This is a genomic window from Friedmanniella luteola, from assembly GCF_900105065.1.
Classification (GTDB): Bacteria; Actinomycetota; Actinomycetes; order Propionibacteriales; family Propionibacteriaceae; genus Microlunatus; species Microlunatus luteolus.
Map to the genome: position 1 here is coordinate 555,662 of NZ_LT629749.1, position 20,663 is coordinate 576,324.

19 protein-coding genes are annotated in these 20,663 nt (G+C 75.3%); 10 read left to right on the top strand and 9 right to left on the bottom strand.

Annotated elements, in window-relative coordinates:
* Position 1: 1 nt before the first annotated feature.
* The 4 genes from cysS to BLT72_RS02635 form a co-directional block, all read right to left on the bottom strand.
* Positions 2-1,429, bottom strand: coding sequence for a cysteine--tRNA ligase (gene cysS / locus BLT72_RS02620; protein WP_091416526.1), 1,428 nt, complete (start codon positions 1,427-1,429; stop codon positions 2-4).
* 146 nt (positions 1,430-1,575) lie between these two features.
* Positions 1,576-2,004, bottom strand: a complete 429-nt coding sequence (locus BLT72_RS02625; protein ID WP_091409767.1) for a MarR family winged helix-turn-helix transcriptional regulator — start codon at positions 2,002-2,004, stop codon at positions 1,576-1,578.
* Positions 2,005-2,284: 280 nt separating this feature from the next.
* The gene (locus BLT72_RS02630; protein ID WP_197677179.1) at positions 2,285-3,991 is read right to left on the bottom strand and encodes an amidase family protein; all 1,707 of its coding nucleotides are present in this window, start codon (positions 3,989-3,991) and stop codon (positions 2,285-2,287) included.
* Positions 3,992-4,126: 135 nt separating this feature from the next.
* The gene (locus BLT72_RS02635; RefSeq protein ID WP_091409770.1) at positions 4,127-4,732 is read right to left on the bottom strand and encodes a TetR/AcrR family transcriptional regulator; all 606 of its coding nucleotides are present in this window, start codon (positions 4,730-4,732) and stop codon (positions 4,127-4,129) included.
* On the opposite strand from BLT72_RS02635, the gene BLT72_RS02640 reads away from it, so the two are divergent.
* The 3 genes from BLT72_RS02640 to BLT72_RS02650 are packed head-to-tail and all read left to right on the top strand — an operon-like array spanning position 4,731 to position 7,307.
* Entirely contained in the window at positions 4,731-5,978 is a 1,248-nt protein-coding gene (locus BLT72_RS02640; protein ID WP_091409774.1) for an acyl-CoA dehydrogenase family protein, read from the top strand. The genes BLT72_RS02635 and BLT72_RS02640 overlap by 2 nt on opposite strands.
* Positions 5,965-6,729 carry an SDR family NAD(P)-dependent oxidoreductase gene (locus BLT72_RS02645; RefSeq protein ID WP_091409777.1) on the top strand — a complete coding sequence of 255 codons (765 nt, stop codon included), beginning with the start codon at positions 5,965-5,967 and terminating at the stop codon, positions 6,727-6,729. The genes BLT72_RS02640 and BLT72_RS02645 overlap by 14 nt, the downstream gene beginning before the upstream one ends.
* Positions 6,726-7,307 (top strand): adenylyl-sulfate kinase, encoded by a 582-nt coding sequence (locus tag BLT72_RS02650; protein ID WP_091409780.1) that lies wholly within the window; start codon positions 6,726-6,728, stop codon positions 7,305-7,307. The genes BLT72_RS02645 and BLT72_RS02650 overlap by 4 nt, the downstream gene beginning before the upstream one ends.
* 15 nt (positions 7,308-7,322) lie before the next feature.
* Here the strand turns inward: BLT72_RS02650 and BLT72_RS02655 are convergent, their stop codons facing one another.
* Positions 7,323-8,705, bottom strand: a complete 1,383-nt coding sequence (locus tag BLT72_RS02655) for a DUF4032 domain-containing protein (protein WP_091409784.1) — start codon at positions 8,703-8,705, stop codon at positions 7,323-7,325.
* Positions 8,706-8,791: 86 nt separating this feature from the next.
* Between BLT72_RS02655 and BLT72_RS02660 the strand changes: the two genes are divergently transcribed.
* Positions 8,792-9,706, top strand: a complete 915-nt coding sequence (locus BLT72_RS02660) for a 3-methyladenine DNA glycosylase (RefSeq protein WP_231930283.1) — start codon at positions 8,792-8,794, stop codon at positions 9,704-9,706.
* Positions 9,707-9,844: 138 nt separating this feature from the next.
* Here the strand turns inward: BLT72_RS02660 and BLT72_RS02665 are convergent, their stop codons facing one another.
* Positions 9,845-10,411, bottom strand: a complete 567-nt coding sequence (locus BLT72_RS02665) for a GNAT family N-acetyltransferase (RefSeq protein WP_157720253.1) — start codon at positions 10,409-10,411, stop codon at positions 9,845-9,847.
* Between the two features lie 68 nt (positions 10,412-10,479).
* On the opposite strand from BLT72_RS02665, the gene BLT72_RS22940 reads away from it, so the two are divergent.
* The 3 genes from BLT72_RS22940 to murQ all read left to right on the top strand — a co-directional run bounded on the left by BLT72_RS22940 (position 10,480) and on the right by murQ (position 13,640).
* A complete protein-coding gene (locus BLT72_RS22940; RefSeq protein WP_231930285.1) occupies positions 10,480-11,334 on the top strand; it encodes an NUDIX domain-containing protein in 855 nt (284 codons plus the stop codon).
* Between the two features lie 186 nt (positions 11,335-11,520).
* Positions 11,521-12,705, top strand: a complete 1,185-nt coding sequence (locus BLT72_RS02675; RefSeq protein ID WP_091409791.1) for an anhydro-N-acetylmuramic acid kinase — start codon at positions 11,521-11,523, stop codon at positions 12,703-12,705.
* A gap of 101 nt (positions 12,706-12,806) precedes the next feature.
* Positions 12,807-13,640 (top strand): N-acetylmuramic acid 6-phosphate etherase, encoded by an 834-nt coding sequence (gene murQ / locus BLT72_RS02680; protein ID WP_425349233.1) that lies wholly within the window; start codon positions 12,807-12,809, stop codon positions 13,638-13,640.
* 125 nt (positions 13,641-13,765) lie between these two features.
* Here murQ and BLT72_RS02685 read toward each other — a convergent pair whose 3' ends face one another.
* Both BLT72_RS02685 and BLT72_RS02690 read right to left on the bottom strand, forming a co-directional pair.
* Entirely contained in the window at positions 13,766-14,863 is a 1,098-nt protein-coding gene (locus BLT72_RS02685) for an ABC transporter ATP-binding protein (RefSeq protein ID WP_091409795.1), read from the bottom strand.
* 130 nt (positions 14,864-14,993) lie between these two features.
* Positions 14,994-15,665: a TetR/AcrR family transcriptional regulator gene (locus BLT72_RS02690; protein ID WP_197677180.1), complete on the bottom strand. Its 672-nt coding sequence runs from the start codon at positions 15,663-15,665 to the stop codon at positions 14,994-14,996.
* Between the two features lie 139 nt (positions 15,666-15,804).
* On the opposite strand from BLT72_RS02690, the gene BLT72_RS02695 reads away from it, so the two are divergent.
* From BLT72_RS02695 to BLT72_RS02705, 3 genes are read left to right on the top strand one after another with little or no spacing between them, the layout of a single operon-like run.
* Complete coding sequence (locus BLT72_RS02695; RefSeq protein WP_091409797.1) at positions 15,805-18,384, top strand: MFS transporter; 2,580 nt, start codon at positions 15,805-15,807, stop codon at positions 18,382-18,384.
* On the top strand, positions 18,381-19,235 hold the full coding sequence (locus BLT72_RS02700; RefSeq protein ID WP_231930291.1) for a YceI family protein: 855 nt from the start codon (positions 18,381-18,383) through the stop codon (positions 19,233-19,235). The genes BLT72_RS02695 and BLT72_RS02700 overlap by 4 nt, the downstream gene beginning before the upstream one ends.
* A gap of 10 nt (positions 19,236-19,245) precedes the next feature.
* Positions 19,246-19,830 (top strand): DedA family protein, encoded by a 585-nt coding sequence (locus tag BLT72_RS02705; protein ID WP_091409800.1) that lies wholly within the window; start codon positions 19,246-19,248, stop codon positions 19,828-19,830.
* Here the strand turns inward: BLT72_RS02705 and BLT72_RS02710 are convergent.
* Positions 19,818-20,612, bottom strand: coding sequence for a transglutaminase-like domain-containing protein (locus tag BLT72_RS02710; protein WP_091409803.1), 795 nt, complete (start codon positions 20,610-20,612; stop codon positions 19,818-19,820). The genes BLT72_RS02705 and BLT72_RS02710 overlap by 13 nt on opposite strands.
* Between the last annotated feature and the right edge of the window lie 51 nt (positions 20,613-20,663).

The window sequence follows — 20,663 nt, forward strand, 5'->3', positions numbered from 1 at the left end:
CTCAGGCTCCTGTGGTGATCTCGGGCGGGGCGGCGAGTGACCACCGGGTCCCCCGCGGGGTGTCCTCGAGGACGACGCCGAGCGCCGCCAACGCGTTCCGGACGGCGTCGGCCGCCGTGAAGTCCTTGCGGGCGCGGGCCGCGGCGCGCTGCTCCACGAGGGCGGCCACCAGCCCGTCGACGACGGGTCGGTAGTCCTGGCCGGCGCCCGCCGCGCCGCCCCGCTGCCAGACCGGGTCGTCGGCGTCGAGGCCGAGCACGCCGAGCATCGCCCGGGTCCGGCCCAGCTGCAGCGCCAGGGTGTCCAGGTCGCCGGCGTCCAGGGCGGTGTTGCCGTCGCGGACGGCGGCGTACAGCACCGCCACCGCGGCCGGGGTCGACAGGTCGTCGTCCATGGCCGCGACGAACGCCTCCGGCAGCGCGGCGGCCGGGGCGTCGGGGACCAGCTCGGCGGCGCGGGTGACGAAGCCGTCGATGCGCGCGAGCGCAGCGGTCGCCTCGGCCAGCGAGTCGTCGGAGAACTCGATGGCGGAGCGGTAGTGGGGTTGGGCGAGGTAGAAGCGGACGGCACGCGGCGGGTAGGCCTGCGTCACCTCCGAGACCAGCGCCCCGTTGCCGAGGGACTTGCTCATCTTCTCCCCGGCCGCGGTGACCCAGGCGTTGTGCATCCAGAACCGGGCGAACCGCTGGCCGGCCGCCGTCGACTGCGCGAGCTCGTTCTCGTGGTGCGGGAAGCGCAGGTCCAGCCCGCCGCCGTGGATGTCGAACTCGTCGCCCAGGTACTTGCCGGCCATGGCCGAGCACTCCAGGTGCCAGCCCGGCCGGCCGCGCCCCCAGGGGGTGGGCCAGGAGGCCGTCGCCGGCTCCCCGCGCTTGTGGCCCTTCCACAGCGCGAAGTCGCGGGGGTCCCGCTTGCCGCGCGGGTCGGCGTCCTCGGCCGCCTCCATGTCGTCGATGCGCTGGCCCGACAGCGAGCCGTACGCTGGCCAGGACCGGACGTCGAAGTAGACGTCGCCCGAGCCGTCCTCGGCCGCGTAGGCGTGGCCCCGCTCGACCAGCACCTCGATCAGCTCGACCATCTCGGGGATGTGCCCCGTCGCCCGCGGCTCGTAGGTGGGCGGCTCGCAGCCCAGCGCCGCGTAGGCGTCGTGGAGCTCGCGCTCGAAGCGGTAGGCGTGGGCGAACCAGGGGACCCCGGCCTCCGCCGACTTGGTGAGGATCTTGTCGTCGATGTCGGTGACGTTCGCGATCACGGTGACCGCGTGGCCACGGGCGGTGAGCCAGCGCCGCAGGACGTCGAAGACGACCTCCTTGCGGATGTGCCCGACGTGCGGCGCCGACTGGACGGTGAGCCCGCAGTGGTAGATCGACACCCGGCCGGGGACCACGGGGACGAAGTCCCGGACCGTGCGGGTAGCGGTGTCGTACAGCCGGAAGGCGCCGCTCGGGGACCCCGGGCCGCTCTCGGGCTCAGCGGCGTCCGGGGCCGGGCGCGCGTCCGCCGCCGAGGAGGCCTGAGGGTGCTGCGTCACCGAGGCAGACTACCGGTAGCGGCCCCGGGGTCAGGTGTCGCGCGTCAGGCGTCGAGCGCCATCAGGCGGCGCATGGCGTCGACACCCTCGCGCAGGGCCTTGAGGTCGCGTCGCGAGAGCCGGGCCAGGTAGGGCTCGACCCCCGTGCCGAGGGAGTCCCGCAGCGTCGCCAGCTGCTCCCGGCCCTCGGGGGTGAGCTCGATCATCCAGGCGCGGGCGTCCCGGACGTCGGCGTTCCGCGCGACCAGGCCGGCCGCCTCGAGGCGCTTGATGTGGTTGGTGATCGTCGGCTGCGAGCAGCGCTCGGCGACCGCCAGCTCGCTGATCCGGGTCGGCCCGTTGTCGCTCAGGCGGGCCAGGATGCGGGCCGCGGCCAGGCTCAGGGTGAACGTGCTGGACTTGGGGACCCACCGCACGACGCGGGCGGAGGTCGTGATCAGGTCCTCCCCCAGGGTGTGCAGGTCCTCGTTCATGGGGCGCAGCCTATGCGCACGCCTGCCCGGGTGGCGCCGATCGGGCCCGGTTCTCGGACGATTCACAGCCCGCGGGGTCGGCTTGCGCGGGAGGGCGAGGGCCACCCCCGTGAGCACCAGCCAGACCGCTGAGGAGAGCGCCGGCAACGCCCGGAGCAACAGCGTGCTGCGCCACTGGTCGGGCCGGCGGCGCCGGTCGTCGCGACCCCGGACGGCCGTGCCCTGCCGGCCTGTCGCCGGTCCGTCGACCGGGTCCGTCACCGTACCGGGCGCGGCCCGGTCACCAGGTGCGGCGTCGGCGGGCCGGGGTGGGCGCGGCCGCCGTCCGGGACCGGTCCGCCTGGGGAGCCGGGGCCTGGCACCCGTTGAAGGGGTCGGGCAGGGGCGGCACCGTGCCGGCCAGCGTCGGCCGCTCCCGCGCCTGCAGCAGCTGCTCGACGGCGTGGCCGAGACCGAGCAGGGCGGGCTCCTCCAGGCAGCCGGCCGCCATCCACAACCCCACCGGCCGGGTCTCGCGGACGAAGCCGATCGGCACCGAGAGGCTCGGGTAGCCGGCGGTGGCCGCGACGGAGGTGGCGAAGCTGTTCGAGGGCGTCAGGACGGCGTCGAAGCCCTGCCGCCGGTAGCCGTCGATGACGCCGCGCCCGAACGCCTGGCTCGTGGCCTTGGCCGCCCGGTACCCGGGGTCGCGCAGGTCGCCGCTGGTGGCCTCGGCCAGCTCGAAGACCTCCTGGCCGAACCAGGCGAGCTCGGTGCCGCACTGCGCCCGGTTGAAGGCGATCAGGTCGGCGAGGGTCCGGAGGTCGGTGTTCCGCAGCGTGGACAGGTACTGCTGGATCTGCACCTTGAACTCGAACAGCAGCACCGTGAACTCGTCGTCGAGGGGGATGCGACCGCTGGCGTCCGGCTGGGCCGGGTCGAGCGACGTGACCTCCTCGACCACGGCGCCGGCCCGCCGCAGCCGCCGGAGGACCGTCTCGGTGAGGGCCAGCGCGTCCTCGTCGCCGGGACCGTAGTCCCCCGTGACGTAGCGCAGGTCGTAGGCCAGCCGGGCGTGCCGCAGCCCCCGGCGGTCCAGGTGCTCCGCGTAGGAGCGGGGGACGCGGTGCCCCAGCACCCGGCGTCCCGGCACGCGGAGCGTGTCGAGCAGGAGCGCCGCGTCGCGGACGGTGCGGGCCATCGGACCGGCGGTGTCCTGCGACGCGGCGATCGGGATGATGCCCCGGCCCGAGACCAGGCCGACCGTCGGCTTGAGGCCCACGATCGACTGCTCCCCGGCCGGGGAGAGGATCGACCCGTCGGTCTCGGTGCCGACGGCGACGACGCTCAGCCCGGCGGCCACGGCCGCGGCCGAGCCCGAGGAGGACCCGCTGGGGTCCAACCCGAGGTCGTACGGGTTGCGGGTGAAGCCGCCGCGGGCGCTCCAGCCGTTGATCGAGTCGAACCCCCGGAAGTTGGCCCACTCGGACAGGTTCGCCTTGCCGAGCACCACCGCCCCCGCGCGCCGGAGCTGGCGGACCAGGGGCGCGTCGGCCGGGACCTCGCTGCCCACCAGCGCCAGCGATCCGGCCGTGGTCTCCATCCGGTCGTCCGTGGCGATGTTGTCCTTGACCAGCACGGGGATGCCGTGCAGGGGTCCCCGCAGGTGGCCGGCGCGCCGTTCGGCGTCGCGTCGGCGGGCGATGCGGAGGGCGTCGGGGTTGGTCTCGATGACCGCGTGCAGGACGGGGTTCAGCTCGGCGATCCGGGCGAGGAACCCTGCGGTGAGTCCCGCGCTGGTCACCCGACCCCGGCGCATCCAGCGCTGCAGGGTGCCGATGTCCGTCTCGAACCACGGCGCGCCCGGGTGCCGCCGGGTGTGCTGCGCCACCCCGGCCGTGTCGACGGTGGCCCCGGCGGGCAGGACCACGGTCGAGCCGACGGCCAGGGCGGTCAGGCCCCCGGCTCCGAGCTCCAGGAACCTGCGACGGTCGATGGTGTCGGTCATGGCGTCCCCCGGGTCTGCGGCAGCGTGCTCTCGACGCTAGTGCGGGCGGGGCGGGGTGGGGCCGGGGGTGATGAACTTCCCCCAGGCGGTCGGACCGGGCGCCATACCCACCTGCCCACCGGTCCGGCGGGGGGCCTACCGGCTGATGGCGGCGACGACCAGGCGGGCCAGCTCGGCGTAGGCCTGGGCGTCGTCGAGCCCGGTGGCGGCGCCGATCTCGCCCGAGGTGATGCGTCGCATGGTCGCGGTGACGACCTCACCGACGAAGGCGGCGGGGACCCGGCGGAAGGCGCCGGCGCGGATGCCGTCGTCGATCAGCTCCCGGACCCGGGCCGCGGCCGCGGCGGTGTTCTGCTCGTAGACCTCCGCGGCGGGGGCGAAGGCGGCGACGTCGGCCCGGAAGGCGGGCCCGGCCGCCCGCAGCTGCTCGGCGACCGCCTCCAGGTACCGGGTCACCCGGCGCGCGGGGGAGCGGGTGCCCGCGAGCGCCTCCTCGACGGCGGCGGTCGCCCGGCGGAAGAACTGCCGGACCACGAGCAGGGCCAGCTGCTCCTTGCTGTCGGCGAGCGCGTAGAGGGTCCGCTTGGAGCAGCCGAGACGGGCCGCGACGTCCTCGACGGTGGCGGCGCTGAACCCCTCGGCCAGCACCAGCTCCACCAGCCCGTCCTGCAGCTGGCGCTGGCGGGGGGTCAGCCGGCGGGGCCCCACGGGCGCCGGCGGCGCGGGTACAGTGCTCTGCATGGCGGTACCACCGTACTGCCGCTGGTACCGCTCCGACGTCCGACCCGGCGCCGGTGGACGAGGAGGTCCGACCGTGGCCGTCGAACGACTGCTGCCGACCGACGAGGGCGCCGAGCTGGTCGCCCTCGTCCGCGAGGTCGCCCGGGCGGAGCTGGTCCCGCGCGCTGCGGCCGACGAGGCCGCCGGCCGCTACCCGCGCGACGTGTTCGCGATGCTCGGCGGGCTGGGCCTGCTCGGGATGCCCTACCCCGAGGAGCTCGGCGGGCTGGGCCAGCCCTACGAGGTGTACCTCCAGGCGCTGGAGGAGGTGGCCGCGGCCTGGATGAGCGTCGGCGTCGGCGTCTCGGTGCACGTGATGAGCTGCCACCCGCTCGCCACCTGGGGGACGCCGGCCCAGCAGGAGCGCCTGCTGCCCGACCTCGTCGGCGGGGACCGGCTCGGCGCCTACGCCCTCTCCGAGCCCCAGGCCGGCTCCGACATCGCCGGGCTCACCAGTCGCGCCAAGCGCTCCGACGAGGGCTACGCGCTGCACGGGACCAAGGCGTGGGTCACGCACGGCTCGCAGGCCGACGTCTACACCGTCTTCGCCCGGGTGGGGGAGTCACCGCCTGCCGGGCTCACCTGCTTCCTGGTGCCCGGGGACGCGCCCGGGCTGGGCTTCGGCGCCCCCGAGCGGAAGATGGGGCTGAGCTCCTCGGTCACCGCGGGGCTGCACCTCGACGGGGTCGCGGTCGGGGACGACCGACGGATCGGCGCGGAGGGCCAGGGGATGCGGATCGCGCTCTCGGCGCTGGACTCGGGCCGGCTCGGCATCGCCGCCTGCGCCACGGGGCTGGCGCAGGCCGCGCTGGACCTCGCCGTGGGCTACGCGCAGGAGCGCCGGCAGTTCGGCCGGGCCGTCGCGGAGTTCCAGGGGATGCAGTTCCTGCTGGCGGACATGGCCGCCGCCGTGGACAGCGCCCGGGCGACCTACCTGCTCGCGGCCCGCAAGCGCGACGCCGGGATGGCCTTCACCCGGGACGCCGCCGTCGCCAAGCTCGTGGCGACCGACGCGGCCATGCGGGTGACGACCGACGCCGTGCAGGTGCTCGGCGGGTACGGCTACACCACCGACTTCCCCGCCGAGCGCTTCATGCGGGAGGCCAAGGTCACCCAGATCTTCGAGGGCACCAACCAGATCCAGCGGCTGGTCATCGGCCGGCAGCTGCTCGGCTCGCTCGGCGGGAGCTCCCGTGCGGCTCGGTGAGGACGACGTCGTCCTGGTCACCGGCGGCGCCTCCGGCCTCGGCGAGGCGACCGTCCGGGCGCTGCTGGCGAGCGGTGCGCAGGCCGTCCTCGTCGACCTGCCCGGATCGCGCGGGTCCGATCTCGCGGCCGAGCTGGGGCCGCGGGCGGTCTTCGCGGCCGCGGACGTCCGCGACCCCGACCAGCTGGCCGCCGCGCTCGCCACCGCCACGGCGCACGGGGCGCTCCGGGTCGCGGTCAGCTGCGCGGGCGTGGCGACGCCGGGCCGGGTCGTCGGGCGGAAGGGCGTGCTGCCGCTGGCCGACTTCCAGCGGGTCGTCGAGATCAACCTCGTCGGCACCTTCAACCTGCTGCGGCTGGCCGCGGAGGCGATGGGCGGGAACGCGCCGCTGGACGGCGACCGCGGGCTGGTCGTGATGACCGCCAGCGTCGCCGCCTTCGACGGCCAGGTGGGGCAGGCGGCCTACGCCGCCAGCAAGGGCGGGGTCGCCGCGCTGACCCTGCCGGCTGCCCGCGACCTCGCCGACCGGGCCGTCCGGGTGATGACGATCGCGCCGGGGGTGATGGAGACGCCGATGCTGGCCGGCCTGCCGGAGGAGACCCGGACCTCGCTGGAGGCGCTGGTGCCCCACCCGGCCCGGCTGGGTCGTCCCGCCGAGTACGCGCAGCTGGTGGAGGCGCTGGTGGCCAACCCGCTGCTGAACGGCGAGGTCATCCGGCTCGACGGGGCGCTGCGGATGCCGCCGCGGTGACGGCGCCGCTCGCCGCGCGGGTGGTGCTGCTGACCGGGCCGATCGCCGCGGGCAAGAGCACCGTCGCCGCCCGGCTGACGGAGCGGCTGGTGGCCGCCGGCCGCAGCGTCGCCTGCACCGACCACGACGACGTCGCCCGGCTGGGACACGTCCCCGGCGGGCTGACCGAGGAGCACTGGGACCGGGCCCACGTCACCCAGGGCGTGCTGGTGGGGGCGCTGCTGGCGGAGCCGTTCGACGTCGTGGTCGTGCACGGGCCGGTCTACAGCCCCGAGGAGACGGCGGCGGTGCTGGCCCACGTGCCGCCGGGGGCCGGGGTGCGGCGGGTGCTGCTCACCTGCCCGCTGGGCACGGCCGGCGACCGGGTGACGGGCGACCCCGAGCGCGGGGTCTCCCGTGAGCTGGACTTCCTGCGCCGCACCCACGAGCGCTTCTGGGCGCTCCGGCCGGGGATCGTGGCCGACCTCGTGGTCGACACCGGCCGCAGCGACGTCGACGCGGTGTGCGCGCAGGTCGAGGCGCTGCTGCGCTCCGACCGCCCTCCCGCGCCCGGTGCACCCGGCGTGGGCTCGCCGTAGCGGCGCGGGAGCGGATCAGCCCCGGGCGGCGCGGGCGCGCAGGGCGGCGATGTCGAGGTACTCCTGGGCCGGCGGCTCGTCCTCACCCGGAGCCTCACCCGCGTCCTCCCACGGGTCGTACGGCTTGTCGGTCTCGTCGTCGACGTAGCCCTGGGAGGGGTCGAAGGGGTTGGCGAGCGGCCCCATCGACTCCATCGCCGAGAGCGCGATCTGCTCGTCGGGCAGGTTCTGCAGCACGTCGTCCATGTAGCTCTGCGCGGCCTCGGAGATCGGGATCTCCCGGCCGGCCTTCTCGCCCATGAACCAGCGGTGCTCGAGCACCTCGTGGTACAGCTCGGCCGGCTCCAGCTTCTTGCGCATCTCGTTGGGGACCAGGTTGACCACCGGCTCGAAGCGGTTGGTCAGCCACTGGTGGGCGACGATCGACTCGTCGGCCCCCTGCTGGTCGGTCCGCGCCCGGTAGGCGTCGAGGTCGTTCAGCAGCCGCCGCGCCTGGTTCTCCTCGGTGTCCAGCCCGGTCAGCCGGAGCAGCCGCCGGGAGTGGTGGCCGGCGTCGACGACCTTGGGCTGGATGCGGATCGTCGAGCCGGCGAAGTCGGTGGTGATGTCCAGCTCGGCGACGTCGAAGCCGAGCGCGTTCAGCCGCCGGACGCGGCCCTCGATCCGGTGCATCTCGCTGCCGTCGAACTCCTCCACCTCGGTGAGCTCCAGCCACAGCTCGCGGTAGCGGCTCTCGATGGTCTGCACCAGCGTCAGCGGGTCCAGGTTGGCGTCCAGCAGGCCGCCCGCCTCCAGGTCGCAGAACTCGCCGAACAGGTTGACCCGGGCGATCTGCAGGTCGTGCTCGCGCTGGCCGTCGCTGAGCTGGTCGTGCAGCTCGCCCGTCTCGGCGTCGACGAGGTAGGCGGCGAACGAGCCGGCGTCACGGCGGAAGAGGGTGTTGGAGAGCGAGACGTCCCCCCACAGGAAGCCGATCAGGTGCAGCCGGGCCAGCAGCACCACCATGGCGTCGACCAGCCGGTTGACGGTGTCCTGGCGGACGCCCCGGCTGAACAGCGAGCGGTAGGGCAGCGAGAACTGCAGGTGCTTGGTGATGAGGATCGGGTCGAGCGGTCCGCCGTCGCGGTCGATGCGGGTGGTGACGACGCCGACCGGCTGGACCGAGGGGGTGTCGAGCCGGGTGAGGTCGCGCAGCAGCCGGTACTCGTGCCGGGCGAGGTGCTCCAGCACCTCCTTGACCGCGTAGACGTCGGTGCCCACCCGGACGAAGCGGACGACGTGCCGCGAGATGCCGCGGGGGAGGGCCACCAGGCTCTCCTCGGGCCACTCGGCGAGCGGCGTCTCCCAGGGCAGCGTGATCAACCGCGCGTCCGGCTTCGCCGACAGGAACCTGGGCATGCCGTCATCTTGTCACCGAGGTCCAGCGGGGTGACGGACGATCCGGGGTCGACCCGGGGGACGTCCCGCCGCCTAGGCTGACCGGCGTGACCGACCTGCTGCCCGCGCCCGCCGGGTCGCCGGTCGTGCTGGCCGAGCCGGACTGGACGGGGCGCCGCGACGCGCACCACGCCCGGGTCGACGGCTGGCTGGCCGGTCACCGGGAGCGGCGCAGCCGGGGTCGCAGCCACCCCGTCGAGGACTTCCTGTTCGAGTACTACAACCAGCGGCCCTACCAGCTGCGGCGCTGGCACCCCGGGCCCGGCGTCGTGCTCGCCGGGCCGGCCGCCGGGGAGCTGCTCGACTGGCGCGGCTACGTCGCGGTGGCCGACGGCGTCACGCTCGACACGGCGACGGTGCTCGCGGCGCGCCTCGGCACCGTCCGGTGGGTGCGCGACCTGCTCGCCGCCACGGCCGGCCGGGCCGGCCACTTCGGCTGCTTCGGCCTGCACGAGTGGGCGATGGTCTACCGGCAGAGCGCCGACGAGCTGCGCCACCCCGGCTGGCCGCTGCGGATGCCCGCCGAGGACGTCGCGGCCGTCGTCGAGGAGCGCGGGGTCCGCTGCGGCCACGTCGACGCCTTCCGCTTCTTCACCCCGGCGGCGCGGCCGCTCAACCTGCTGCAGCCGACGCGCGCCGACCAGCAGGCGCTGGAGCAGCCGGGTTGCCTGCACGCCAACATGGACCTCTACAAGTGGGCCTACAAGCTCAGCCCGCTGGTGCCGTCCGACCTCGTCGCCGACGCCTTCGCGCTGGCCCGCGAGATCCGCGAGCTGGACATGCGCGCCAGCCCGTACGACTTCGGCGCGCTGGGCCTGCAGGCCGTGCCGGTCGAGACGCCGGAGGGGCGGGCCGCCTACGCCGCGGCGCAGCGGGCCTTCGCCGTCCGGTCCGCACCCCTGCGGCAGCGGCTGCTCGACCTGCTCGCCGACCTCGCCCCTGAGCCGGTCCCCGCCCCCTGAGCCTGTCCCTGCCGCCTGAGCCTGTCCCCGCCCCCTGAGCCTGTCGAAGGGCCCTCCTCGGGCCAGCGGGTGCTGGAGATCTGCGTCGGGGGCCGTTCATCGCGGCGGTCGTCCAGCAGGTTCGCGGCCCCGAGGAGCTCAGCGGGCGGGAGGCCGGACCAGGCGGTACATCGGGCGGTGGAACCAGCTGGGGCCGCACGTCAGGGTGCCGCCGTCGGGGGCGAAGCCGTGGCGGCGGTAGAAGCGGTCGGCGCGGGGGTTGCCGTCCAGGATCCACAGGTAGGTCGCGTGGTCGCCGACGGCGGCGTCGAGCAGCCGCCGGCCCAGGCCGGTGCCGTGGGTCCGGGCCCGGGTGTAGAGGTGGTGCAGCTGCCAGCCGACGTCGGTCGGCGGGGCGCCGAGGGCACGCTCCCAGTCCTGCGTGCCCGGGCCGGAGCGGACGACGCCCACCACCTCCCCGTCGGGGTCGCGGGCCAGCCACGCGTGCGTCCGGGGTTCGGGCTGCTCGTCCGCCGCGGCCCAGGCGGCCCGGGTCTGCGCCACGGTGTCCGGGATCGCCTGCCGGTGCTGCTCGGCGAACGCCGGCGGCATGATCGCGGCGTAGGTCTCGGTCAGGCAGTCGACGTGGCAGCGGACGTAGGCCTCGGCGTCGTCGAGGGTGACGGGGCGCAGGGTGACGAGGCGGGGGTCGTGCTCGGCGGGCATCCGGGAGCTCCTCGGAGGGGTCGGTGGCCGGGCCACGCTAGCGCGCGGGGCCGCCCTACCATCGGGTGGTGACGAGTGGTGACGGCTGGACGACGTGCGTGGCCGGGCACCGTCACTGGGGGCTCTTCGGAGCAGCCGGTCTGCTGCTGCGCACCCCCGCCGACGAGCCGCCCGCCGTCGCCCTCCAGCTGCGGGCCGAGCGGAGCCACCACGGCGGCACCTGGGGCATCCTCGGCGGCGCCCGGGACGGGGACGAGACCGCGGTCCAGGCCGCCCTCCGCGAGGCCGGGGAGGAGGCCACCGTCGCCCCCGAGCGGGTGGCCGTCGAGGCCACCTACGTCGACGACCACGGCGGCTGGGCCTACACCACCGTCGTCGCCACCGCGTCGTCGAGCATGGGCCTCGCCGCCCGCAACTGGGAGAGCGACGACGTCCGCTGGGTCCCGCTCGGTGAGGTCGACGCCCTCGACCTGCACCCGGGCTTCGCCCGCACCTGGCCGCTGCTGCGCGCCGTCGGGCCGGCACCGGTGGTCGTCGTCGACGCGGCGAACGTCATGGGCAGCCGGCCCGACGGCTGGTGGAAGGACCGCGCCGGCGCGGCCGGACGGCTGCGCGACGAGCTGGCCCGGGCGTCGGGGACCGGCGTGGCGGGCCTCGGCGACGGCGAGGTCCGGGGGCTGCGCTCGTTCCCCCGCTTCCTGCTGGTCGTCGAGGGCCGGGCGCGCGACGTCGGCGGCGTCGACGGGGTCGAGGTCGTCGGCACCGGCGGTTCGGGCGACGACGCGGTGGTGGCGGCGGTCGCCGAGCACGCCGGCTCCGGCCGGCCGCTGGTGGTGGTGACGGCCGACCGCGAGCTGCGGGCCCGGGTGGGCGACCTGGGCGCCGCCGTGCTGGGCCCCCGGAGCCTGCTCGACCTCCTCTGACCCCGGCGCCGAGCCGAGGTCAATGATTGACACCGAAAGGTGGAGGCGGGGAAAGTAGGACCCCCATGATCGCTCCGCCGGCAACCTCGACATCCCCGCCCACCACGTGACGGCGACCTGCCCGGTCAGCGCCGCCGCCCTGCTCACGCTCCGCAGCGACGCGCACCGCCGGGCCCTGGCCGGCCGGTGAGGGTCGTCGGGATGATGTCGGGCACCTCCGCCGACGCGGTGGACGCCGCGGCCGCCGACCTGGAGGTGCACGACGACGCCGTCCACCTGCGCCCGCTCGGCCTGCTCAGCGAGTCCTACCCGGCCGCGCTGGTCGGCGCCCTCCGGACCGCGCTGCCGCCGGCCGCCACGACCCTCGAGGCGGTGTGCCGGCTCGACACCGGGGTCGGCCAGGCCTTCGCCCGGCTGGCCGCCCGCGCCGACGCCGAGCTCTGCGACGGCCGGGCCGAGCTGGTCGTCTCGCACGGCCAGACCGTCTACCACTGGACCGAGGACGGGCACGTCCGCGGCACCCTGCAGCTGGGCCAGCCCGCCTGGATCGCCGAGCGGACCGGGTTGCCCGTCGTCTCCGACCTGCGCAGCCGCGACGTCGCCGCCGGCGGCCAGGGCGCCCCGCTGGTCAGCGCCCTGGACGTGCTCTGGCTCGCCGGCCGCGGCCGCCGGTCGGTGGCCCTCAACCTGGGCGGCATCGCCAACGTCACGGTGGTGGCGCCCGGCGCGGAGCCGGTCGCCTTCGACACCGGGCCCGCCGGCGCGCTGCTGGACGCCGTCGTCCAGCAGGCGACCGACGGCGTGCAGGCCTACGACGTCGACGGCGCCCTCGCCGCCGCCGGCCGGGTGGACGAGGACCTGCTGGCCGCACTCCTCGCCGATCCCTACTACGCCCGCCCGGCGCCGAAGAGCACCGGCAAGGAGCTGTTCAGCCCGGCCTACCTGGATCCCGTCCTGGCCGGGCGGCCCGGCCTCGCCCTCGAGGACCTGCTCGCCACCCTGACCGACCTGACGGCTGCGACCGTCGCCGCGGCGGTGCACGCCGCGGGCGGCCAGGAGGTCGTCGCGGCCGGCGGGGGCACCCGGAACCCGACGCTGCTGGCCAGGTTGCGCGAGCGGCTCGGGCCGGTGCCGCTGCTGGTCTCCGACGAGCTGGGCCTGCCGGCCGCGGCCAAGGAGGCCTACGCCTTCGCCCTTCTCGGCTACTTCACCCTCGTCGGACTGCCGGCGTCGGTACCGTCGTGCACGGGGGCCCGGCACACCAGCGTCCTCGGCTCGCTGACCCCGGGCCGCGACGGCTGGCCGCGGTGGGGAGGACCCCCGGCACGCCCGACCCGACTGGTCGTCGACCAGGAGAGGAGCAGCCGGTGACCACCTCGACCCGCGGACCGGCCTCGTCCGAGGGCGCCCCGGTGGGCCTCGCCGCGCTGGGCACCGAGACGGCCAACCCGCGCACGGCCGACCTCGACGCCATGGGCACCCTCGAGGTGCTGCAGGTGATCAACGCCGAGGACCAGACCGTCGCCGGCGCCGTCCAGCGGGTGCTGCCCGCCGTCGCCCGCGCGGTCGACCTCGTCGTCGCGGCCCGCCAGCGGGGCGGCCGGCTGGTCTACGTGGGTGCCGGCACCAGTGGCCGGCTCGGCCTGCTCGACGCCGTCGAGTGCCCGCCCACCTTCGGCACGGCGCCTCAGGAGGTCGTCGGGGTGCTGGCGGGCGGCGATGGCGCCTTCGCCGTCGCCGTCGAGGGCGCCGAGGACGACCCCGACCTCGCGGTCGCGGACCTGGAGGCGCTGGGCATCGGTCCGGCGGACGTCGTCGTCGGGCTGGCGGCCAGCGGGCGGACGCCCTACGTCGTCGCGGCCCTGCACCACGCCGGCCAGGTGGGCGCGGCCACCGTCTCCGTCGCCTGCAACCCCGGGTCGCCGATCAGCGCGCTCGCCGACGTGGCGATCGAGGTCGACACCGGGCCCGAGGTGATCACCGGCTCGACCCGGCTCAAGGCCGGCACCGCGCAGAAGATGGTGTGCAACATGCTCTCCACCGCGGCGATGGTGCGGACGGGCAAGGTCTACCGGAACCTCATGGTGGACGTCCGGCCGACCAACGCGAAGCTGGTCGACCGGGCGAGGCGGATCGTCGCGACGGCGGCCACCGTCGACGAGGAGCGCGCCGACGCGGCGCTGCGGGCCGCCGACGGCCACGCCAAGACGGCCGTGGTCATGCTGCTGGCCGGCTGCGGTGCGGACGAGGCGCGCGCCCGGCTGGCCCGGCACGGCGGTCGTGTGCGCGAGGCCGTCACCGGCTGATCGCCCCCGCCGCGGGGCCCGAGCCGGCCTCGGCCCCTTCGGCACCCCGGAGACGCAGCAGGCCCCCGGCCGGAGCCGGGGGCCTGCTGGGCGTTCAGCCGCGGGTCACCGCGACCGGGAGCGGCTCAGGAGAGACGCTCGCCCGTCTTCGTCGAGAACACGTGGAAGTGCTCGGCGTCGGCGGTCAGGCGGACCGTGGCGCCCCGGTTCGGCGGGCGCCGCGACGAGATACGGGCCACGATCTGCTGGGCGGTCAGGCGGGCGTCCTCGTCGAGCCCCGTCAGGGTGCCGTAGAGGAACGCGTCGGCGCCGAGCTCCTCGACCACCGCGACGTCGAGGCCGATGCCCTCGCCGCTGTCGGAGATGTTGAAGTTCTCCGGGCGGATGCCGAGGGTCAGCTTGTCCTCGCCGGCCGCCTTGGTCAGCCACTCGCGCGGCACCGGCACGGTGTAGTCGCCGACCTTGATGCCGCCGTCGACGACGGTGCCCTCGATCAGGTTCATCGCGGGCGAGCCGATGAAGCCGGCCACGAAGAGGTTCTTCGGGGTGTCGTACAGGCCCAGCGGGCTGTCGACCTGCATCAGCACGCCGTCCTTCATGACCGCCACGCGGTCACCCATCGTCATGGCCTCGACCTGGTCGTGGGTCACGTAGACGGTGGTGACGCCCAGCCGGGTCTGCAGCGCCGCGATCTGGGTGCGGGTGGAGACGCGGAGCTTGGCGTCGAGGTTCGACAGCGGCTCGTCCATCAGGAAGACCTGGGGCGAGCGGACGATCGCGCGGCCCATGGCGACGCGCTGGCGCTGGCCACCGGAGAGCGCCTTGGGCTTGCGGTTGAGGAAGTCCTCCAGGCCCAGCAGCTTGGCGGCCTCCTGGACGCGCTGCTGGCGCTCGGTCTTGGAGACCCCGGCCATCTTGAGCGCGAAGCCCATGTTGTCGCCCACGGTCATGTGGGGGTACAGGGCGTAGTTCTGGAACACCATCGCGATGTCGCGGTCCTTGGGCGGCAGGTCGGTGACGTCCCGGTCGCCGATGTGGATGGCGCCCGCGTTCACCTCCTCCAGCCCGGCGAGCATCCGCAGGGAGGTCGACTTCCCGCAGCCCGAGGGGCCGACCAGGACCATGAACTCGCCATCGCCGATGTCGAGGTTCAGCTTGTCGACCGAGGGGTGGTCGGCGCCGGGGTAGACCCGGGTCGCCTCGTTGAACTGGACTGTGGCCACGCCACACTTCCTTTCCACGGGCAGGTACGTGCCCGACGATCCGTAGTGGAAATAACTCACGCAGTGTGACACGGGCCACCCACCCCGGCAACCAGATCGGGCGCCCGGGTGCGGGGTGGCGGGGCGGCGCTCAGCCGCGGCCGAGCTCGGCGGCGGCCACCGGCCGACCCGGCAGGTCGCGGCGCGGACCGGTCCGCAGCCCGTCCAGCAGGACGGCGAGGGCGCGCTCGTCCGCCTGCTCGGCGACCGGGTTCCCCGGGACCGGGGCCGCGCGGTGGACGAGGGTGAACAGCCGGACGACGTCGCCGGCTCCGACGTCGGTCCGCAGCGTCCCCTCCGCCTGAGCGGCGCCGACGAGCCGCTCGGTCGCCTCGTCCAGCTCCTGGCGGAGCCGGCGCACCTCCGGATCGGCGCGGACGGCCACCCGGAGGTGGGGCGGCAACGGGTCCGTGGCGGGCAGCGAGAGCTTCAGCTCTCCGAGGTGGGTCATGCTCCGCACCAGAGCGTCCCAGGCCAGCCGTTCCTCGTCCTCGGCCGTCCGCACCCGGGTCAGCAGCGTGGCCAGGCTCGTCTGCGCGACCGCCACCATCAGCGACTCGCGGTCGGCGAAGCGCCGGTAGAGCGTCCCGACGCCCACGCCGGCCGCCCGGGCGATCTCCTCCATCGGCACCTCCGGGCCCCCGGTGACGAAGGTGCGGGCGGCGGCGGCGATGAGCTGGTCCCGGTTCCGCTGGGCGTCGGCGCGGAGCGGGGTGGCGGAGCCGGGAGCCGCGGGGTCGGGGGCCGGGGGGACGGGCGTCACGACCCCAGCCTGCCCGGTCGGCGGGGATCCAGGTATTTGCATCACTCGACTATGTTACGTTGAACCGGAACGAAGTCTTCCGCTTAGGCCAGCGTCGGCCGGACGACCCGCCGAGCCCACCTCAGCACCGGAGGAACCGATGAGCACCGCCACCGCCACCGCCGCCCCGACCCACGAGGACCTGCACGGTCCCGCCATGTCGCACCGCCAGATCATGGAGGCGCTCTGGGGCCTGCTGCTGGGGATGTTCGTCGCGATCCTGTCCTCCACGGTCGTCTCGAACGCCCTGCCGATCATCGTCCCCGACCTCGGTGGCAGCGAGTCCGGCTACACCTGGGTGGTCGTGGCCGCCCTGCTCGCCACGACGATCTCGACCCCCATCTGGGGCAAGCTCGCCGACCTGTTCTCCAAGAAGATCCTCGTCCAGATCGCGCTCGTGATCTTCGTCGTGGCCTCCGCGGTCGCCGGTCTCTCCCAGAACATGGAGACGCTGATCGCGATGCGTGTCCTGCAAGGGATCGGCGGTGGCGGTCTGACCGCCCTGGCGCAGGTGATCATGGCGACCATGATCAGCCCGCGCGAGCGGGGCAAGTACTCCGGCTACCTCGGCGCGACCTTCGCCCTGGCCACCGTGGGCGGTCCGCTGATCGGCGGCGTGCTCACCGAGCACCTCTCCTGGCACTGGTGCTTCTACGTCGGCGTCCCGTTCGCCGTCGCCGCGTTCATCGTGCTCCAGCTCAAGCTGAAGCTGCCGGTGATCAAGCGCGAGGTGCACATCGACTACCTCGGCTCGATCCTGCTGGCGGCCGGCGTGTCCTCCCTGCTCATCTGGGTGTCGCTCGCCGGGCAGCGGTTCGACTGGTGGTCCTGGCAGACCTGGCTCATGGTCGGCGGCGGCATCGCCCTGCTCGCCCTCACCGTGCTGGCCGAGCGCACCGCGCCCGAGCCGATCATCCCGCTGCGCTTCTTCAAGAGCCGCACCATCGTGCTCTCCTCGCTGGCCAGCCTGTTCGTCGGCATCGCGCTGTTCGGCGGCACCGTCTTCCTCAGCCAGTACTTCCAGCTGGCCCGGGGCGAGTCGCCGACCATGGCCGGCGTGATGACCATCCCGCTGATCGCCGGGCTGTTCCTCTCCTCCACGATCTCCGGGCAGATCATCAGCCGGACCGGCCGCTACAAGGTCTGGGTGCTCATCGGCGGCGTGCTGATGACCGCCGGCCTGGGACTGCTGGCCACGATCGCGTTCGACACCAACTACTGGGTCGTCGCGCCCTACATGTTCCTGATCGGCGCCGGCGTCGGCATGATGATGCAGAACCTGGTGCTCGCGGTGCAGAACATCACCGCCCCGCAGGACCTGGGCGCGGCCAGCTCCTTCATCGCCTTCACCCGCTCGCTCGGTGGCGCCATCGGCGTCTCCGCCCTGGGTGCGCTGCTGGCGCACCGGGTCGTCAGCCACCTCACCGAGGGCCTCGCCGCGGCGGGCATCGACCCGGCCCAGGCCGGAGCCGCGGGCGGCAGCGGCATCCCGAACCTGTCCCTGCTGCCGGAGCCGATCCGCGGCGTCGTGCAGAGCGCCTACGGCTCCGCGATCGCCGACGTCTTCCTGGTCGCCACGCCCTTCGCGCTGCTGGCCCTCATCATCGCGGCCTTCCTCAAGGAGGTCGTGCTGCGCGGCCGGGACGAGCCGGAGGCCGCCGTCGCCGACGGCGCCGAGCCGGACCAGCGCTGGAACGCCCCCGCCGACCACGAACCGGCGCACAGCGCCGGTCCGGCGTCGCGCAACGGCCACGGTGACCACCCGGCCCGCCGGGCGGTCGTCGACGGCCAGTCGGAGCCCGTCGCGGTGCCCGGGCCGCCCTCGCCCGCCCAGGAGCCGCCGCTGCCGGTGCAGCAGCCCGCCCCGCTGGTGGTCGCCGGCACCGTCCGGCAGAACGCCACCCGGCCGCTGGCCGGTGCGCAGGTGACCCTGGCCGACCAGTCCGGTCGCCAGGTGGGCCGCACGGTCAGCGACGAGGACGGCCGGTACGCCCTGCCGCTCACCTCGGGCGGCACGTTCCTACTCATCGTCGCGGCGGCGCACCGCGCGCCGACGGCGAGCCTCGTCGCGGTCGGCGACGCCCCGGTGGTGCGCGACGTGACCCTGGCCGGCCGCTCCGCCATCACCGGTCGGGTGCTCCGCCACGACGCGGAGCGCAACGCGCCGGTCGGCGTGCCGGACGCCCTCGTGACGCTCACCGACGTCACCGGCGAGGTGGTGGCCTCGGTCCGCAGCGAGGCCGACGGCGGCTACGCCTTCGAGCGGCTCGTCGCGGGCAGCTACGTGCTGACCGCGCAGAGCGTCGAGCACCGGCCGCTGGCCCGCGGCGTCGAGGTCGCCGAGTCCGGCGCCCTCGCCTGCGACCTGGCCCTGACCGGCGGTGGCCGGCTGACCGGCACCGTCGTCGCCGCCTCCGACGGCCGCGCCGTCCGCGAGGCCACCGTGACCCTGGTCGACGCCGACGGCCAGGTCGTCGACACCGCCCTCACCGGCGGCGACGGGGACTACCTGTTCGACGACCTCGCCGCCGGCCGCTACACCCTCACCGCGTCCGGCTACGCCCCGGTGGCGATGGAGGTCGTGGTCGACGAGGACGCCGTCTCGGCCGTGCAGGTGCCGCTCGGCACCGGGCGGGCCGACCTCGACGTCGCCCACGGCGTGCCCGCGGAGCAGCGGTGAGCGCCGGCTCCTGGTCCCCGGGCACCCGGGTGCCGGGCGCGGCGGTGGCCACCACCGCCGCGCACGGCCGGGTGGTGACCCCGGAGGGCTGGCCGGTCGCCGGCGCGACGGTCACGGTGCTGGGTGCCGACGGCGCCCAGCTGGCCAGCGGGACCGCCGGCGACGACGGCCGCTTCACCCTCGACGGCCTGCCGGCGGGGGCGGGGACGCTGCTGGTCGCCGCGCCCGCCCACGCACCGAAGGCGATGACCGTCGTCGTGCCGGCCGGGCCGTCGTGGACCGTGGGGGAGCTGCGGCTCACCCGCCGGGGCGGCACCGACGTGCCGGCGCCCGGGCTCTACCTGCTCGACACGGCCCACTCGACGGTGAGCGCCAAGGCGCACCACCTCGGGCTGGCCACCGTCTCCGGCCGCTTCACCGAGTTCGCCGGGGCGATCACCGTCGACGCCGACGTCGCCCGCTCGCGGGTGGACGCCGAGATCGTCGCCGCGTCGATCGAGACCGGCAACGCCCAGCGCGACGCCCACCTGCGGTCACCGGACTTCCTCGACGTCGAACGGTTCCCGACCCTGCGCTTCGAGGCCGACCGGCTCGAGCGGGGCGGCGCCGGCTGGGTGCTGCCCGGCCGGTTGACGCTCGCCGGGACCACCCGGCCGGTGCAGCTGGACCTCAGCTACCTGGGCAGCGGTCCGGACCCCTGGGGTGGCACCCGCGCGGCGTTCAGCGCCACCGCCGAGCTGCGGCGCCAGGACTTCCAGCTGAACTGGAACCAGGCCGTCGGCGTCGGCATCGCGGTGTTCGGCACCACGCTGCGGGTGACGATCGACGTCGAGGCCGTGCTGCAGCCGTGACCGGCGCGCGGTGACCGACGTCGTCGACCTGCTCCTGCTCGGCCTCACCGTGCTGGTGGCCTCGTCGGTGCCGTTCGTGCCCACCGGCGAGATGGTCGGTGCGGCCGCGGCCCTGGCCGCACCCTCGGTGCTGGCCACGCTCGGGGTGTTCGGCGTGTGCTGGCTCTGCTCGGCGGTCGGGGACACCGTGCTGCTGACCGCCGCCCGGCTGCTCCGGGGGCCGCTGCAGGGCTGGCTCGACCGGCACGCCACCGGCCCGCGGGTCGAGCAGGCCCGCCGCTGGCTGGACCGGAGCGCCTTCAGCGCCGTGGTCACCGCCCGGCTGGTGCCCGGCACCCGGGCCCCGGTGATCATCGCGCTCGGCCTGCAGGGCGCGGACCGGCGCCGGTTCGTCGCCGCCGACCTCGTCGGCTGCGGGCTGTGGGCCGCGCTCTACACCCTGGCCGGCGCCGTCGGCGGGCGGCTCAGCAGCCACCCGCTGCTCGCGGTCACGGCCGCCGTCGTCCTGGCGGTGGTCGCCAGCACGGTCGTCGGCCGGCTGCTCGGGCGGCAGCAGCAGCGCGCCGCCGAGAGCGAGCCGGCTCAGACCAGCTGACGCAGGGGCCGGCCGTCGTCGACGGGCAGCTCGTCGACCGTGGCGGTGACCTCCAGCCCGGTCAGCTCGACGGTCCCGCCGAGGTTGGTGAGGAAGGCGGTGTCGGCCGCGTCCCGGCCGGTCGCCACCCGCAGCAGGCTCTGCCGTGGCGCGAGGTGGGTGGCGTCCACGACGTACCAGGCGCCGTCGACGTAGGCCTCGCACACCGCGTGGTACTCCATCGGGCTCAGCCCGGGCGCGAACACCGCGGCCAGCCGGGCCGGCACGTTGAGCGCGCGCAGCAGCGCGATCGACAGGTGCGCGAAGTCGCGGCACACCCCCTGGCGCCCGAGCAGCGTCCGGGCCGCGCCGTCGGTGGGCAGGCTGGAGCCGGCGGCGTAGGTGAGGTGACCCGCCACCCAGTCGGCGACCGCCGTCAGCAGCTCGCCCTCGTGCAGGCCGGCGAGCTCACCGGCGGCGGTGGGCCCGAGGGTGTCGGACTCGCAGTAGCGGCTGGGCCGGACGTAGGTGATGAGGTCCAGCTCGTCGACCGGCGGCGGCGGGGCCTGGCCGTCGGCCACGGCGCGGTAGTCCAGCGTGACCCGCGAGGCCGCGGTCCGCAGCACGTGCAGCCGGCTGCCCTGCGCGTCGACCAGCTCGGTGGGCTCGACCCGCTCGCCGTCGGCGACCAGCGTCAGCTCCTCGCTGGCCAGCGGGACGCCCGCGGCCGCGGCGACGCTGAAGACCAGCTTGCTCGGCCCGGTGAGGGTGAGGTCGAGGTGGGAGGTGACCGTCCGCTGCATGGCCGTCATGCTGCCGCAGGCGTGCGGCGACGGCGTGACGGTCGGGTGACG

Bases quoted from the DNA above. Each gene is read 5' to 3' on its own strand.
- BLT72_RS02640 (WP_091409774.1), top strand. From the start codon at position 4,731: ATGGCGGTACCACCGTACTGCCGCTGGTACCGCTCCGACGTCCGACCC.
- BLT72_RS02635 (WP_091409770.1), bottom strand. From the start codon at position 4,732: ATGCAGAGCACTGTACCCGCGCCGCCGGCGCCCGTGGGGCCCCGCCGG.
- BLT72_RS02695 (WP_091409797.1), top strand. From the start codon at position 15,805: ATGAGCACCGCCACCGCCACCGCCGCCCCGACCCACGAGGACCTGCAC.
- murQ (WP_425349233.1), top strand. From the start codon at position 12,807: ATGGGCACCCTCGAGGTGCTGCAGGTGATCAACGCCGAGGACCAGACC.
- BLT72_RS02655 (WP_091409784.1), bottom strand. From the start codon at position 8,705: ATGCCCAGGTTCCTGTCGGCGAAGCCGGACGCGCGGTTGATCACGCTG.
- BLT72_RS02665 (WP_157720253.1), bottom strand. From the start codon at position 10,411: ATGCCCGCCGAGCACGACCCCCGCCTCGTCACCCTGCGCCCCGTCACC.
- BLT72_RS02630 (WP_197677179.1), bottom strand. From the start codon at position 3,991: ATGACCGACACCATCGACCGTCGCAGGTTCCTGGAGCTCGGAGCCGGG.
- BLT72_RS02710 (WP_091409803.1), bottom strand. From the start codon at position 20,612: ATGCAGCGGACGGTCACCTCCCACCTCGACCTCACCCTCACCGGGCCG.
- BLT72_RS02625 (WP_091409767.1), bottom strand. From the start codon at position 2,004: ATGAACGAGGACCTGCACACCCTGGGGGAGGACCTGATCACGACCTCC.